Genomic DNA, 14,051 nt, shown 5'->3' on the forward strand with positions numbered 1-14,051 from the left:
ACAGTGGCGGCAACGGCCGACGGACCACGCATTTTGACGCCACGGCCGGAGTAGACCTGGCGCACCCATACAAGTGGGCACACTGATAAAGGATCGAAGACTGATAACCCCTGACAGACCTGGTGTCTGAATCAGCCTTTGGCCCAACAGAGTCTGTGCCCACGGAGGAGGAAACCCCCTATGTCCTCGCATTTTTCATCACCTACGGACGGAAAACCAACAATCGGCGCATGGTCGGAAGTCGGTACGCTTCGTGAGGTCCTGGTATGCGCGCCGGGCCTTGCCCATCAGCGGCTGACACCGAGGAACTGCCACGACCTCCTTTTCGACGAGATGCTGTGGGTCGATCGCGCCCGCCACGACCACCACGATTTTGTCCAACAGATGCAAGACCGTGGCGTGACCGTTTTGGAACTCCACGATCTGCTGCGGGAAACCGTGGAGATCGATGAAGCCAGGGAGTGGATTCTCGAGCGCTGGTTGACGCCGAACTCGGTGGGCCTGGGGCTGGCGGAGGAACTCCGCGGGTGGTTTTCGTCGTTACCCTCGGAGAGACTGGCCACCCTGTTAATCGGTGGTCTTGCGTTTACGGACCTGCCGAAGGAATTTAACCGCTCGGTGACCAGCGCGTTGTTTGGGCACCGTGGGGAGCTGGAGTTTATTCTGCCGCCGCTGCCGAATACCCAGTTCACGCGGGATACGACGGCCTGGATTTACGGCGGCGTGTCGATCAACCCGATGCATTGGGCGGTCCGCGAGCGCGAGACGATCCTCCTGACCGCGATTTATCGTTTCCATCCGCGCTTTGTGTCGCGGGATTTCACCGTGTGGTACGGCAATCCCGACGAGAAGAACGCGCTGGCCACTCTTGAGGGCGGCGACATTATGCCGTTGGGGTCGGGCATTGTGCTCATTGGCATGGGGGAGCGGTCGTCGTGGCAGGCGATTTCGCAGCTCGCGCGGAGTTTGTTCCTCCAGGGTGCGGCGGAGCGGATCATCGTGGCGGAGATGGCCCCGGCCCGCGCCAGTATGCACTTGGATACGGTCTTTACTTTCTGTGACCGGGATGTCGCGACCGCGTTTATGAATGTGGTGGAGGCGATTCGGCCATTCACTTTGTTGCCGTCGGATAAGCCACGAGGTTTCCAGATTTACCGCGAGGAGCGGTCATTTATTGACACCGTGACCAGCGCTTTGGGGTTGGATGAGCTTCGTATCGTGCCGACGGGTGGCGAGGCTTTCGCCGCCGAGCGCGAGCAGTGGGACGACGGCAATAACGTCGTGGCCCTGGAGCCGGGGGTTGTTATGGGATACGACAGGAACGTCCACACCAACGCGCTCCTGCGGGAAGCCGGCGTCGAAGTGCTGACGATCAATTCCGCGGAGCTCGGTAGAGGGCGAGGCGGAGGACATTGCATGACGTGCCCGATTCTGCGCGATCCCGTGGAGTATTAGACGCTTATATTTCGCGTTTGACGCGAGCTGGGTTCCCTGCAGCGAACGTGTGCGAGGGGATATCCCGCGTGACGACGGAACCCGCGCCGATGACGACATTGTCGCCGATGGTGACATTGGGGCAGACGATGACGCCGCCACCGAGCCACACGTTGTTGCCAATGGTGATCGGGCCAGCACTTTCGACGCCGGCCTTTCGCGCGTCGTGATCCTCCATGGGGTGAAGCGGAGTGAGCAATTGGCAGCGCGGACCGATTTGAACGTGATCGCCCAGCGTGATGGGGGCGGGGTCAAGGAATACGGCGTCAAAGTTGATGAAGCACCCATCGCCGATGGTGATGTTGAAGCCGTAATCGCACCAAAACGGGTGTTGGATAAATGACCGTCCGAAGCTTTTAAACAGGTTGCTGTAGAGGCCGTGGCGCTGCTTGATGTCGAGCAGGCTTTGGTCATTTATTTCGGCGAGTTTGCGCAAACAGTCGAAGTGGGCCTGGACGAGTTCAGGGTCGCTGGCGTCATAATCCTGCCCGGCGATCATCTTTTCGCGGTTGGTTGTCATGGGCTCTCACCTCGTCGTTGTGCGTGGATATGTTTTGTGGGCGCTGGTGTTTCTGTGTGGCTGTATCCGCACTAGTGGAGGCCAGTGTAGCCCGTCGTCTAGCTCAGCATTGCCGCTCGGTCATGGGGGTCATGGGGGATTCAGTGGTCAGCGTTGCCAATTTCCGCGCTGAGCCGAGCGACGTGGAGTGCGAGGTACGCTCGTTCATCGTCGGTAAGCTCTGTGTCCAGCCGCAATTCCAGGACGCTGGCCAGCCGGTCCGCGCACAACACGGCGTCGGGGTGTGACTGTCCAAGGCTTTCGCGAAGTATTGACATTCCTTCGTTGAGCTGGTTGCCATTGCGGACGCGAACGAAGAAATATCGCATGTGGGTGATGAACCGAGCTGCGTTGACGGACTTTCGATCCATCGTTATCCCCAGGGATGAGTCCACGATGTCGAAAAGCTGAGAGAACAGCCCCGTCATGGTGTAGGTATCGCTGAGGTCATCGGTATGGAAAGCTGCGTTAACCAAATGCAGCGTTATTGCCGTGGCTTCGGCATGGGGGAGTGGAGGTTGGCGCCGACGAGCTAACCAGGCGTTAGTTTCAGTGAGCATTCGCTCGGCGACGCGGTATTCGTCGGGATATAAATGCCGAACTTCGGCTTCCAACGGGTGGCCGTCATTCGCGTGTGCGTCGGCTAGCCCCTGCCTTGTGACCGACATCTGAATGTGATCCGCCAGAGCAATGACCGTGGCTGATTCCGGATGCGGAACGAGGGAACCCGCCACCCCATCGACCAGATTGGTGGCGAGGTCCACGTAGTCCAGATTTAGCGACGCCAGCAGGCTACCCATGTTGTCGACATTGCGACCGTGTTCGGGAACAAAAACCTGCTTCACCTTGGACTTATCGACGGGTTGCCCGGCTTTCTTTCCGAACCCCAGACCCCACCCGGTGAGAACAACCTCCCCGCCGTCGTCGCGCGTGGCCAGCACGACGTTGTTGTTCAGTACCCTTACGATTTTCACGGTAGCTCCTGCACCTGGCGTGCGTTATTTCCTCAGTGGACCTGTCTCCTTAGTGGTGCTGTCGTTTTATCGTTTGAGGCTCTCACCATTGGTTGCAATGACGTTCTTATACCAGTCAAAGGAATCTTTGCGGTACCGCTGTAATGAGCCCGAACCGTCCGAATTCAGGTCGACATAAATAAATCCATACCGTTTACGAATCTCGGCAGTGGACGCAGAAATCAGATCAATACAACCCCAAGACGTATATCCCATGACGGGAATATCATCTTTAATCGCTTCCTCGACCTGCACGAGGTGGTCGTTCATGTAGTCAATCCGGTACTGATCATGAACCGTTTTTCCATCAGGAGCGGAAGCGTCGTCGACCAATTCATCGACGGCACCGAGGCCGTTTTCCACAATGAAAAGCGGTTTGTGCCACCGGTCCCACATTGAGTTCAGCGCATAACGCAGGCCTTCGGGGTCGATAGCCCAGCCCCACTCGCTGACTTCCAGCTCAGGATTGACGACGCCACCCATAATGTTGCCTTCGCCGCGTTCAGCGTTGGGATCAGCGCTTTCTGCCACCGACATGTAATAAGAGAAGGACACGAAATCGACCGTGTTGTTCTTCATGACGTTGAAATCGTCGTCGGTGGTGTTTAGGTTGATGTTGTTTTCCCTGAACAGGCGCTTAAGCGTGTGCGGGTATTCGCCGAAGACGTGGATATCGCCGAAGCAGGCGTCGAGCTGTGTTTCGTACTGTGCTTTTAAGGCGTCGGCAGGTTTAGGCGTCAGCGGGTAGCGGGGAATGCTGAGCACCATGCAGCCGATCTGGTTATTCGGATCGATCTCGTGCCCGGCCTTCGTGGCCCGCGCGGAGGCCACCAAAATGTTGTGAACGGCCTGGTAGATATCGGTATCGGGGACATCCTCGCGGGAGGCTTCGATGGCTCCACCGATGAATGGCTGGTGAAGGATGGAGTTGACCTCATTGAAAGTGAGCCAGTACTTCACGCGGCCCTTGTATCGGTTGAAAACAGTCCGCGCATATTTTTCGTAGAAGTCAATGAGCTGGCGGTTCTTCCACCCGCCGTAGGAGCGTGCCAGATTGAGGGGCGTTTCGTAATGAGAAAGGGTGATTAATGGCTCAATGCCGTGCTTTTCTAATTCGTCCAGCACTTTGTCGTAGAAAGCGAGCCCTTCTTCGTTTGGCGTATCGTCATCGCCGTTAGGAAAAATGCGAGACCACGCGATAGAGAAACGAAAGACTTTAAATCCCATTTCGGCGAACAGAGCAATATCGTCGGCATAACGATGATAAAAATCGATCGCATTGAGTTTGAGATTATCGTCGGTAGGTTCCTCGGTAGGAGGCGCCATCAGGCCCTGTGGCAGGACATCTTGAATGGATAGCCCCTTACCGCCTTCGTTATATGCTCCTTCAATTTGGTTAGCCGCTGTGGCCCCACCCCATAGGAAACCTTTGGGAAAAACGGATTGGTTTTCGTGGGATAGAGACATGTGTTTTCCTTTCGATGCTGTGTCTCAAAGGTGTGCGTGTTCTGTTTTTACTGCTGCGGTCAATCCGCCGTCGGCCTACGGCGTGACGGTAAACAACACATCGTGGCTCACGGAACGACCAGCGGAAACGTCGAGTGAAACGTCGGCGAGCTTTCGTGAGTTGGTGACCACAACCACCGTCGTGTCGTCGTAGCCGGATTCGGTGATGGCCCCAAGATCTGCCGTTCCCAAAGGCTGCCCGGTTGTCACATGGTCCCCCCTCGACACGGATGTCGTGAAACCTTCACCGTTCATTTTTACCGTATCGACGCCGACGTGAATAAGAACCTCGACGCCCGATGCCGACCGGATCCCGTATGCGTGACCTGAACGCGGAGCAGCAATCACGGTCCCCTCCATCGGAGAAGTAATGACGCCGGACGACGGCTTGATGCCAACGCCTGTTCCCATCGCGCCCGAGGCGAACACTTTGTCCGGAACATCTCTGAGATCAATGACAGTTCCTTCGATGGGGGAGACCACTGCAGCCGACGCTCCGACGTCGGTGGTGGGGGACTCTGTGGAAACTGCCGGAGAAACTGTGGAGCCCGGGTGCTCCGTCGGATCTGTTTCGTGCTTATCCGAGTGAGTTGGTTGTGCAGTAGGTCCCTGCGCGACCGGCTGTGGTTCATGTCCCGGGGCAGCGCTGGGCTGATCGAATTTCTTCTCAGCGTATGGAACAAGGAGCCAGCTCGTGATGAAAGCAATCGTGATTGCTGTTCCGGAACCGATGAGCTGCGCCGTGAATGAACCGATGCTCGTAGTAGCGGGTAAAGCCAACAAGGAGGGGAACACATAGGTGCTCAATGCATTCCTTCCCTGCGCGATGATGGCACCGCCGATTGCGCCACCAACACAACCTGCATAGAAGGGGTATTTTAACGGCAGGTTCACGCCGTAGATGATTGGCTCAGTGACCCCCGCAAGGAAACCCGAAATTGTTCCGGCCCCTGCTACTTTTTTACGCGCGGAGTTTTTAGAGCGAATCCAGACTGCAGCTGCTGCAGCTGCTTGGGCGAGTACTGCTGCCATGAGTGGCGCACCCATTATTATCCGACCATCGACCGCGAGCTCATTGAGGAAGATTGGCTGAAAAGCCCAATGTAATCCGAAAATAACCAGGACCTGCCAGAATCCACCCATGATGGCCCCACCTAGCCACGGAGCAACGTGAAACACACTATTCACGCCCTGGGCAATGATTTCCGACAACCACGCCATCGCGGGACCGATGGTGAGCAGCGTTAATGGCACCATGACAGCCACAACAAGGAGTGGGGTAAAGAAGTTGCGGATCGCGCCGGGGAGAGTCCTCTCCAACCAGTGCTGAAGATAGGCCGCTATCCATACCGCGACAATGGGAGCCAAAACAGACGACGTGTACGTCGCTGTTTTCAACGGTATGCCCAAGAAGTGCACGTCGTCCCGGGTCCCAATTTCGACAATGGCCGGATAGACCAACGGGGCGACCGTAGCCATCGCGATGAATATGTCGGCTTTAAACTTTCGGGCTGCTGTCACAGCTAGGAACAAGGGGAGGAAGTAGAAGAAGCCGTCAAATGCAGCGTTGAACACGCGATACGTGTCGGAGCTTTTCGACAACACATCTAAGGTTGTGAACAAGGTCAAAAAGGCCTTGCCAAGACCCAACCCTGCTAGGCACCAGACGATGGGGCTAAATAGCGCAGAGATGAGATCCATGAAGGCGTTGACCGGGTTTTTCTTTCCGGAATCATCGTCATCGATCTCCGCGGCGGAGTTGTCGGTGTCACTCGGGTCAGTATCTCCCTTAACGCCTTTTACCTGCATCTTGGGTTGTGCAATGACTGCTTGGTACGCAAGTGGAACTTCATTGCCGACGACGACCTGATGCTGCCCGCCGGCAACAACTAACGTCACAACGCCAGGTGCGGCTTCGATGGCGTGCTTGTCTACTTTCTCCGCATCGCGGATCTTGAACCGGAGCCGTGTTGCACAGTGGGTGACGCTTCGGATGTTCTCGGGCCCGCCGAGTGCTGGAATAACGTGCTCCGCTAGAGGCACAAAATCAGTTTTTGTGACCATGACTGTCCTTCCGCATGGTGTTTCCTTCCGTAAGGCGCTTCTTCTTTCGCGCATGAAAAAAGACCCGAGACGGGCCACAACGTGTCGACATTGCGTCCGTCTCAGGTCTTGCCCCCATATCCCCTGGGGTAACAATCCTGTGGATCTATGCCCCTAGAGTGCCACACGCCTCACATTGTTACAAGGATTGTGTTGCAGAACACAAAAAGCACTCTGTTCTTTTTACTTGAGCGGTATCTTCGTTTGATGGCAGGGTACTCGGTGGGGCTTGGGGGAGAGAGCGTGACGATCGTCCCTGAACTAGACGTTTTCGCAGGTGATGTGTATTATTTCTGAACGGTGTCTTTCAACGATATGAAAGACGCTGAAATCTGCCTAGTCAGTCGGTTTTAAAAGGCCTGACAAGGCGGTTTTACCTGCATAAACGTAGTCAACCAGATGCTTGCCGAAGCATCGGGAAACGTGGAGGATATGGCCAAGAAGGAAGGCGCCATCGAGGTTGAAGGCCGCATCGTCGAGCCTTTGCCCAACGCGATGTTCCGTGTAGAGCTGGACAACGGGCACAAGGTGCTCGCGCATATTTCCGGCAAAATGCGGCAACACTACATCCGTATTCTTCCCGAGGACCGCGTCGTGGTGGAGCTGTCTCCCTATGACCTGTCCCGTGGACGTATCGTCTACCGCTACAAGTAAGCAGATTTAGACCTATCAGCCTCCTCATCTCCGTAGGGCGGTAGAGCTTCCGCGGCCCGCAATTCAGCGGCCACCGCACAGTTCGAAAGACAATTGCCTCGTCAACAGCGTGTTTGACCAGCTTGTTTCCGCCCCACGAAACAGCCTCTGGCCACGGTGGCCGGAGCCTTGTCACAAGCTTCAATGCGCTACTCGGCGCCGACCGAGCACCATTGACCAATCGTCAAGGACGAATGGGGAGAAAACCACCGTGACAACCGGAAGGATTTTGCCATATGGCACGCCTTGCAGGAGTTGACCTCCCGCGCAACAAGCGCATGGAAGTCGCTCTTACTTACATCTATGGCATTGGACCAACCAGTGCTAAGCAGCTTCTTGAGAAGACAGAAATCTCTCCTGACCTGCGTACCGACGCTCTGACCGACGATCAGGTCGCGAAGCTTCGTGACGCTATCGAGGCCGAGTACACCGTCGAAGGTGACCTCCGCCGCCAGGTTCAAGCTGACATTCGTCGGAAGATCGAAATCGGCAGCTACCAGGGTCTCCGCCACCGTCGTGGCCTGCCCGTTCGCGGTCAGCGCACCAAGACGAACGCTCGTACCCGTAAAGGCCCGAAGAAGACGATCGCAGGAAAGAAGAAGTAATTTATGCCTCCGAAGACTCGTTCCGGCGCACGCCGTTCTGGCCGTCGCGTCGTCAAGAAGAACGTGGCCAACGGCCACGCCTACATCAAGTCCACTTTCAACAACACCATCGTGTCCATCACGGACCCCAACGGTGCTGTTATCTCTTGGGCTTCCTCCGGACACGTCGGGTTCAAAGGATCCCGTAAGTCCACCCCCTTCGCCGCACAGATGGCCGCAGAATCCGCAGCTCGCAAGGCTCAGGAGCACGGCCTGAAGAAGGTTGAAGTTTTCGTCAAGGGCCCGGGGTCAGGTCGTGAGACCGCCATCCGTTCCCTGCAAGCAGCCGGCTTGGAAGTCAATTCCATCTCCGACGTCACGCCTCAGCCGCACAACGGCTGCCGTCCGCCGAAGCGTCGCCGCGTTTAAGGGAAGAGGAGAGATAAACAATGGCCCGTTATACCGGTCCCGCAACACGTAAATCCCGCCGTCTCCGCGTCGACCTCGTCGGTGGAGACGCCAACTTCGAGCGCCGCCCCTACCCTCCGGGACAGGCTGGCCGCGCCCGGATCAAAGAATCCGAATACCTGCTCCAGCTGCAGGAGAAGCAGAAAGCACGCTTCACCTACGGCATCATGGAAAAGCAGTTCCGCCGTTACTACGCCGAAGCACACCGTCGCCCCGGCAAAACCGGTGACAACCTGATGGTCCTCCTGGAGTCCCGCCTGGACAACGTCGTCTACCGTGCTGGTCTTGCCCGCACGCGTCGCCAGGCACGCCAGTTGGTTTCCCACGGTCACTTCACCGTTAACGGCAAGAAGGTCAACGTTCCGTCCTTCCAGGTTTCTCAGTACGACATCATCGACGTGCGTGAGAAGTCCCGGAAGATGGTCTGGTTCGACGAAGCACAAGAAGCTCTTGCCGACGCCGTTGTGCCCGCATGGCTTCAGGTTGTTCCGTCAACCCTGCGCATCCTCGTGCACCAGCTGCCCGAGCGCGCTCAGATCGAGGTTCCGATCCAGGAACAGCTGATCGTCGAGTTCTACTCGAAGTAACAGCATCGCCGCTGTCGGCTATGTCGCTGTGGCCTTCATCGGTTACAGCGTTCATCGTCGCCACGGTTTATTCCACTTGTCCCTTCCAGGCGTCATATAGCGGTCGCCACCAGGAGGAATTACATCCATGCTCATTTCACAGCGTCCACAGTTGACCGAGGAATACATTGATTCCTCGCGCTCACGGTTCGTCATCGAGCCGCTCGAGCCAGGTTTTGGTTACACCCTTGGCAACTCGCTGCGTCGTACGCTGCTGTCATCCATCCCGGGTGCAGCGGTCACTAGCGTCCGCATCGAGGGCGTCCTTCACGAATTCACGACGGTTCCCGGCGTGACCGAAGATGTCTCCGACATCATCCTGAACATCAAAGGTTTGGTTCTCTCGTCGGATTCCGACGACCCCGTAACCATGTACATTCGCAAAGAAGGACCGGGCGAGGTCACCGCGGGTGACATCATGCCTCCGGCCGGTGTGGAGATCCACAACCCGGACATGCACATCGCCACGCTGAATGAGCAGGGCAAACTCGACATCGAGCTCGTCGTTGAGCGTGGGCGCGGATACGTTCCCGCTGCTCAGGCGACCGGCGAGATCGGGCGTATTCCCGTCGACCAGATTTACTCACCCGTTCTCAAGGTGAGCTACAAGGTTGAAGCAACGCGTGTTGAACAGCGCACCGACTTCGACCGCCTGGTTATCGACGTCGAGACCAAGAATTCCATCACTGCCCGCGATGCGATGGCATCTGCTGGCGGAACCCTGGTTGAGCTCTTCGGACTCGCCCGCGAACTGAACACCGCTGCTGAAGGCATCGAGATTGGCCCCTCCCCGCAGGAGAGCGAGCACATCCAGGCCTACGGCATGCCCATTGAGGACCTGAACTTCTCCGTGCGCAGCTACAACTGCTTGAAGCGCGAAGAAATCCACACGGTCGGTGAATTGGCATCGCGTACCGAGTCCGACCTTCTGGACATCCGCAACTTTGGACAGAAATCCATCAACGAAGTCAAGGTCAAACTTGCTGGCCTGGGCCTTGCGTTGAAGGATGCGCCCGAAGGCTACGATGTGTCGGAAATCGAAGGCTATGACGCCGAAACAGGCGAGTGGATAGACACCGAAGGCGAAGACATCGCCGAGTAACTAGCGGTATCGCCTACTCTGACCTCCGCAGCATTGGCAAAGTCGCCTGATCCCGGGTTAGTCCCGGAAGGACGTTTGCCCGAGGCGGACGAGTAGAAAAGTCGCTCACAATTTATCGTCACGAGGAGAATATTCCATGCCTACCCCTAAGAAGGGAGCCCGGCTCGGAGGATCCCCATCCCACCAGCGGAAGATCCTCTCCAACCTGGCAGCCCAACTTTTCGAACACGGCGCTATCCGCACGACAGACGCCAAAGCTAAGTTGCTGCGGCCCTACGCCGAGAAGCTCATCACCAAGGCGAAGTCCGGCACTCTCGCTGATCGTCGCAATGTCGCGAAGTTGATCCCGAACAAAGAGATCATCTCCGTACTTTTCGACGACATTGCGCCGAAGGTTGCCGACCGCAACGGTGGCTACACCCGCATCATCAAGCTGGAGAACCGCAAGGGCGACAACGCCCCCATGTCGCAGATCTCCCTGGTGACCGAGGAACTCGCCTCCAGCGAAGCCAGCCGCGCCACCCGCGCTGCAGCTTCCAAGAAAGCTGAAGAAGAAGCAGCTTCCGAGGCGGAGTAAAACGCGCAAAGAGATCGCCGCGACGTGTTTGCGGTGAGTCTAATCCAGCGCTTTATACAGCAGTGACCTGCATGGATACGATTCCACGCAGGTCATTTTGCTATATCTTAGGTGTCTGGTTTCGTGGACTATTATGTCGGGTCGAATTCAGCCTATTGTTGCGGATGGTGCCGTGCCGGTTGGTTTCGATCTGCGGCGTTCATTGTGGCGTGGTGTTCTGGATTTTCCGTTTCCATTGCTCGCTGCCGACCTATCTTTGTCGTCGGCTGTCGACCAATAATTCTTGCCACCAATTAATACGGTGCCGATTAGCAAGACGAGCCACGAGAGCATAGTCCACGAAAAGAGAATCACTCCCACCATATGACTAGGTGAAGAAATAAAGGGATTCATGGGAAGAATTGATGCAAACCCTGCACCTAGGACCGCGCCATCAACCCAACCCCAATACTTGATCGTCGCTAAAACGGGGACGAAGAATAGGGTGTAATACTGCTGTCCTAAACTTCCGGCCAAGATAGTAGCGAGGAGTAGCGCGGTTGATGTTATCGGCACAAACACCTGGGGCTTAGATGCGTAATACTTCCGAGCTAGATAAACGGCGAGAAGCGCCGCAACGACAACTATCGCGCGAAGGAGAAACACCGCGATCCCCGGCCAGTGCTGAGCTAAACCTACGCCCACGATAGATAGGTTTGCATACTCCCGGGGTGTTCTTATGTACGGCATTAATGTCGTGCGGTAAACGTCAGCGTCTTTAACAAGGATATAGCCGAGAATATTAAAGACTATGGGCACCGCCACTGCGATTCCGAGCGACTTCCACATTCGTTGCACGACCACGAGGAGGAGTAGGACAAAGAAAAATGGTTTGATCAAACCGAGGAATCCGATAGCAAGACCTGTGTGAATTGTTTTTTCTTTAATAAGGCCGCTTAGGGCGACAGTAAGAAGAAGAAAACAGATCCCGTTAACGTTGGAAAATATCAGAGTATTCGTAACGTTTTCAGTAAAGTATGCCGTCGTCACCGCTGCTGGAAACAGAAAACCACCTAATGTGTGTTCCGCAACACGGAAAAGAAGAGCTATTCCGACGATGATGGCGGCGGAGTTTGCCAGAATAAACCACCACCGGGATGTTTCTACATCACTCGATATCAACCCCACGGGCGAAAGAAGAACCGTGGCGCCAGGAGAATACAAGTAATGAGGGTCCCGTGTCGATAAATCTTCGATGTACACCGGCTGCCCGTGGACGAAGTTAACTAACGCTCTGTGGAGGTTAGAGAAATCGTCCACTCGGTCCGGAGTGTTGAATGGCTTGATAAAACTCCGCCACAGTACTGTTACCAGGCAAAACGCCCAGGCCGCGACCGTCGGACCATGGATATTCTGAAGTGGACTATGGGCGTGGGGCCGAGGTTTACTCTTCCAGTCATAGTTCGACTGGTGTTTGCGACGGGGTTTTTGCACGGAGTGCCGGTGGTTCGCCCCGTTATCAACGTCTGCTGTGCGGGACGCATGCCTAGCATGAGTTGACGTGCAGGACGTCGCGTCTGTCGGGACATACCGGGGCATTGTGCAGTCTCCTCACTCCGGACAGCGCCGGATATCCACACATCAGTCGTCGAGTATTAACGGCGAATTATTATTCTCCTATTCTTTATATTCTTTACTGACGGTCTAGTATTACGGCAGATTGGGCCCGCCTTATTTATGTTCGCTACACTTACCTGCGCTTATGCTCCACATTCAGTCCGATCACTATGTGTTGCCTTATATGCGGGCGAGTCATAGTCGCACACCGCCGTCTTGATCACTGAATCGGTTGCCACACCGTCCTCGACGGTGAACGTGATCGGCGTCCCGGGCTTCAACATGTCATCGTATTTATTGCCTTGGGGCTCGATGCTCTTCACCGTCGCCATGATCGTCCCGTTGGACGCGTCGCCGTTTACCGAGTCTACCGTGATCGTTGCGTCGTAATCCTTACCCATCGCCCCGTAGTAACCGGCGAACTTTCCCGTCCCATCAGGTTGAATCTTTAGGCTACGGCCATGTCCAGACCAATCGCCGGCAGCCCATCCGGCGGGTCCGGCGGCCGCCTTATCCGCAGCCTCGGAATCCTGTTCGCTCGGAGTTGCGGCTTTGTCGTCGGAAGTGGGATCGGCGCTTGACGTCGTCGATGATGATGTTGCTGAGCTGGAGTCAGCGGACGAAGACCCGTCGCTCGAACATGCTGCCAGGCTAAAGCCCGCCGCAGCGATGACGCCGATGGCGGCACAACTCGTAAAGCCTGAACGACGGCGATGAGTATTGTGCATGAAGAAGTGTCCCCCTTGGTAGGAATAGCAGTGATGGGATAGGGCACCACATAGGCGTGATAGCCAGGTCTATCGGGCTAGCTTTTGGTGATGCCATTGGAGTTCAGTACTGTCCCGCGTCAATTATGGCATCGTGGAGGGGGCTCCAGGGTCACAATCCGATCACAATGAGATCGGGCGCAATGAGATCGGGATCGGGGCTGAGCGCACGCCTGAACGCGCGCATCAACCGTCAGAAGTACGTTCGCCTATGCTCCGCATTCACTTTGATCACTGTGTGTGGACGTGTACGCGGGCGAGTCATAGTTGCAGACTGTCGTCTGGATGACTGAGTCTGTCGCAACGCCGTCCTTCACCGTGAACGTGATCGGCGTCCTGGGCTTGAACATGTCGTCGTATCGAGTTCCTTGAGGTTCACTGCTATCTACTGTGGCAGTAATGGTGCCGTTCGACGGATCACCTGTCGCCGAATTAACGGTGACTGTTGCGTCGAAATCCTTCGCAACAGCACCGTCGCGACCGATAAATTGGCCAGTCCCATCCGGCTGGATCTTTAGGGTTCGACCATGCCCAACCCAACTGCCAACAGCCCATCCGATCCCTTGGCCGGTAGCAGCAGCTGCTCCGCCCGCGTCGCCGCCCCCCTCATTCGCAACAGGAGGTTGCTGTCTTTGTGGATTGTCGGCACGTTCGTCGGGCGTCGGCTCGGCACTTGTCGACGTCGCCGTCGACGATGACGACGAAGTACTGGACGAGGAACTCGATGAAGATGACGACGAGCTACTCGACGATGAGACAGAACTGGAGTCAGTGGACGAAGACCCGTCATCTGAACATGCTGCCAGGCTGAAGGCTGCGGCAGCTGTGACGCCGATGACAACAAAACGTTTGAACCCTGATACGTGGCGATGGGCGGTGGGCATGGATCTGTGTCCTCCTTGGAAGACCTAGCGGAGATGAGACAAGACACCACACAGCCATATAGCCACGGCTATCGGTTTA

General features: G+C 56.2%; 14 protein-coding genes. 7 read left to right on the plus strand and 7 right to left on the minus strand.

The genetic code is table 11. The features are described from left to right. Window positions 1–180 precede the first annotated feature (180 nt). Complete coding sequence (gene arcA / locus Q3981_RS05175; RefSeq protein WP_303124377.1) at window positions 181–1,455, plus strand: arginine deiminase; 1,275 nt, start codon at window positions 181–183, stop codon at window positions 1,453–1,455. 4 nt (window positions 1,456–1,459) lie between these two features. Here arcA and Q3981_RS05180 read toward each other — a convergent pair whose 3' ends face one another. From Q3981_RS05180 to Q3981_RS05195, 4 genes are all read right to left on the minus strand, one after another. Next, window positions 1,460–2,014 (minus strand): sugar O-acetyltransferase, encoded by a 555-nt coding sequence (locus Q3981_RS05180; protein ID WP_303124378.1) that lies wholly within the window; start codon window positions 2,012–2,014, stop codon window positions 1,460–1,462. A 140-nt stretch (window positions 2,015–2,154) separates the two neighbouring features. Continuing rightward, a complete protein-coding gene (locus Q3981_RS05185) occupies window positions 2,155–3,027 on the minus strand; it encodes a CAT RNA binding domain-containing protein (RefSeq protein WP_303124379.1) in 873 nt (290 codons plus the stop codon). A 66-nt stretch (window positions 3,028–3,093) separates the two neighbouring features. Beyond that, window positions 3,094–4,533 carry a glycoside hydrolase family 1 protein gene (locus tag Q3981_RS05190; protein WP_303124380.1) on the minus strand — a complete coding sequence of 480 codons (1,440 nt, stop codon included), beginning with the start codon at window positions 4,531–4,533 and terminating at the stop codon, window positions 3,094–3,096. Window positions 4,534–4,608: 75 nt separating this feature from the next. Then, entirely contained in the window at window positions 4,609–6,636 is a 2,028-nt protein-coding gene (locus tag Q3981_RS05195; RefSeq protein ID WP_303124381.1) for a beta-glucoside-specific PTS transporter subunit IIABC, read from the minus strand. Between the two features lie 471 nt (window positions 6,637–7,107). Between Q3981_RS05195 and infA the strand changes: the two genes are divergently transcribed. From infA to rplQ, 6 genes are all read left to right on the plus strand, one after another. Further along, window positions 7,108–7,329 carry a translation initiation factor IF-1 gene (gene infA, locus Q3981_RS05200; protein ID WP_012732387.1) on the plus strand — a complete coding sequence of 74 codons (222 nt, stop codon included), beginning with the start codon at window positions 7,108–7,110 and terminating at the stop codon, window positions 7,327–7,329. 275 nt (window positions 7,330–7,604) lie between these two features. Beyond that, complete coding sequence (gene rpsM, locus Q3981_RS05205; protein ID WP_012732386.1) at window positions 7,605–7,973, plus strand: 30S ribosomal protein S13; 369 nt, start codon at window positions 7,605–7,607, stop codon at window positions 7,971–7,973. A gap of 3 nt (window positions 7,974–7,976) precedes the next feature. After that, a complete protein-coding gene (gene rpsK / locus Q3981_RS05210; protein ID WP_012732385.1) occupies window positions 7,977–8,381 on the plus strand; it encodes a 30S ribosomal protein S11 in 405 nt (134 codons plus the stop codon). Between the two features lie 20 nt (window positions 8,382–8,401). After that, window positions 8,402–9,007, plus strand: coding sequence for a 30S ribosomal protein S4 (gene rpsD, locus Q3981_RS05215; protein WP_012732384.1), 606 nt, complete (start codon window positions 8,402–8,404; stop codon window positions 9,005–9,007). A gap of 127 nt (window positions 9,008–9,134) precedes the next feature. Next, window positions 9,135–10,148, plus strand: coding sequence for a DNA-directed RNA polymerase subunit alpha (locus Q3981_RS05220; protein WP_012732383.1), 1,014 nt, complete (start codon window positions 9,135–9,137; stop codon window positions 10,146–10,148). Between the two features lie 136 nt (window positions 10,149–10,284). Next, window positions 10,285–10,725, plus strand: a complete 441-nt coding sequence (gene rplQ, locus Q3981_RS05225) for a 50S ribosomal protein L17 (protein WP_046202896.1) — start codon at window positions 10,285–10,287, stop codon at window positions 10,723–10,725. A 147-nt stretch (window positions 10,726–10,872) separates the two neighbouring features. On the opposite strand, the gene Q3981_RS05230 is transcribed toward rplQ, so the two are convergent. From Q3981_RS05230 to Q3981_RS05240, 3 genes are all read right to left on the minus strand, one after another. After that, on the minus strand, window positions 10,873–12,024 hold the full coding sequence (locus Q3981_RS05230; protein ID WP_303124382.1) for a glycosyltransferase family 87 protein: 1,152 nt from the start codon (window positions 12,022–12,024) through the stop codon (window positions 10,873–10,875). A 440-nt stretch (window positions 12,025–12,464) separates the two neighbouring features. Continuing rightward, window positions 12,465–13,049, minus strand: a complete 585-nt coding sequence (locus Q3981_RS05235; protein ID WP_303124383.1) for a hypothetical protein — start codon at window positions 13,047–13,049, stop codon at window positions 12,465–12,467. A gap of 248 nt (window positions 13,050–13,297) precedes the next feature. Continuing rightward, window positions 13,298–13,972 (minus strand): hypothetical protein, encoded by a 675-nt coding sequence (locus Q3981_RS05240; RefSeq protein ID WP_303124384.1) that lies wholly within the window; start codon window positions 13,970–13,972, stop codon window positions 13,298–13,300. Window positions 13,973–14,051: the final 79 nt, after the last annotated feature.

The organism is Corynebacterium sp. (assembly GCF_030530965.1).
In the GTDB taxonomy this organism is placed as follows: domain Bacteria; phylum Actinomycetota; class Actinomycetes; order Mycobacteriales; family Mycobacteriaceae; genus Corynebacterium.

Coding starts and splice junctions, on each gene's coding strand:
- rplQ (WP_046202896.1), top strand. CDS start 10,285: ATGCCTACCCCTAAGAAGGGAGCCCGGCTCGGAGGATCCCCATCCCAC.
- infA (WP_012732387.1), top strand. CDS start 7,108: ATGGCCAAGAAGGAAGGCGCCATCGAGGTTGAAGGCCGCATCGTCGAG.
- Q3981_RS05190 (WP_303124380.1), bottom strand. CDS start 4,533: ATGTCTCTATCCCACGAAAACCAATCCGTTTTTCCCAAAGGTTTCCTA.
- Q3981_RS05235 (WP_303124383.1), bottom strand. CDS start 13,049: ATGCACAATACTCATCGCCGTCGTTCAGGCTTTACGAGTTGTGCCGCC.
- Q3981_RS05220 (WP_012732383.1), top strand. CDS start 9,135: ATGCTCATTTCACAGCGTCCACAGTTGACCGAGGAATACATTGATTCC.
- rpsM (WP_012732386.1), top strand. CDS start 7,605: ATGGCACGCCTTGCAGGAGTTGACCTCCCGCGCAACAAGCGCATGGAA.
- Q3981_RS05180 (WP_303124378.1), bottom strand. CDS start 2,014: ATGACAACCAACCGCGAAAAGATGATCGCCGGGCAGGATTATGACGCC.
- Q3981_RS05195 (WP_303124381.1), bottom strand. CDS start 6,636: ATGGTCACAAAAACTGATTTTGTGCCTCTAGCGGAGCACGTTATTCCA.
- arcA (WP_303124377.1), top strand. CDS start 181: ATGTCCTCGCATTTTTCATCACCTACGGACGGAAAACCAACAATCGGC.
- Q3981_RS05240 (WP_303124384.1), bottom strand. CDS start 13,972: ATGCCCACCGCCCATCGCCACGTATCAGGGTTCAAACGTTTTGTTGTC.
- rpsK (WP_012732385.1), top strand. CDS start 7,977: ATGCCTCCGAAGACTCGTTCCGGCGCACGCCGTTCTGGCCGTCGCGTC.
- rpsD (WP_012732384.1), top strand. CDS start 8,402: ATGGCCCGTTATACCGGTCCCGCAACACGTAAATCCCGCCGTCTCCGC.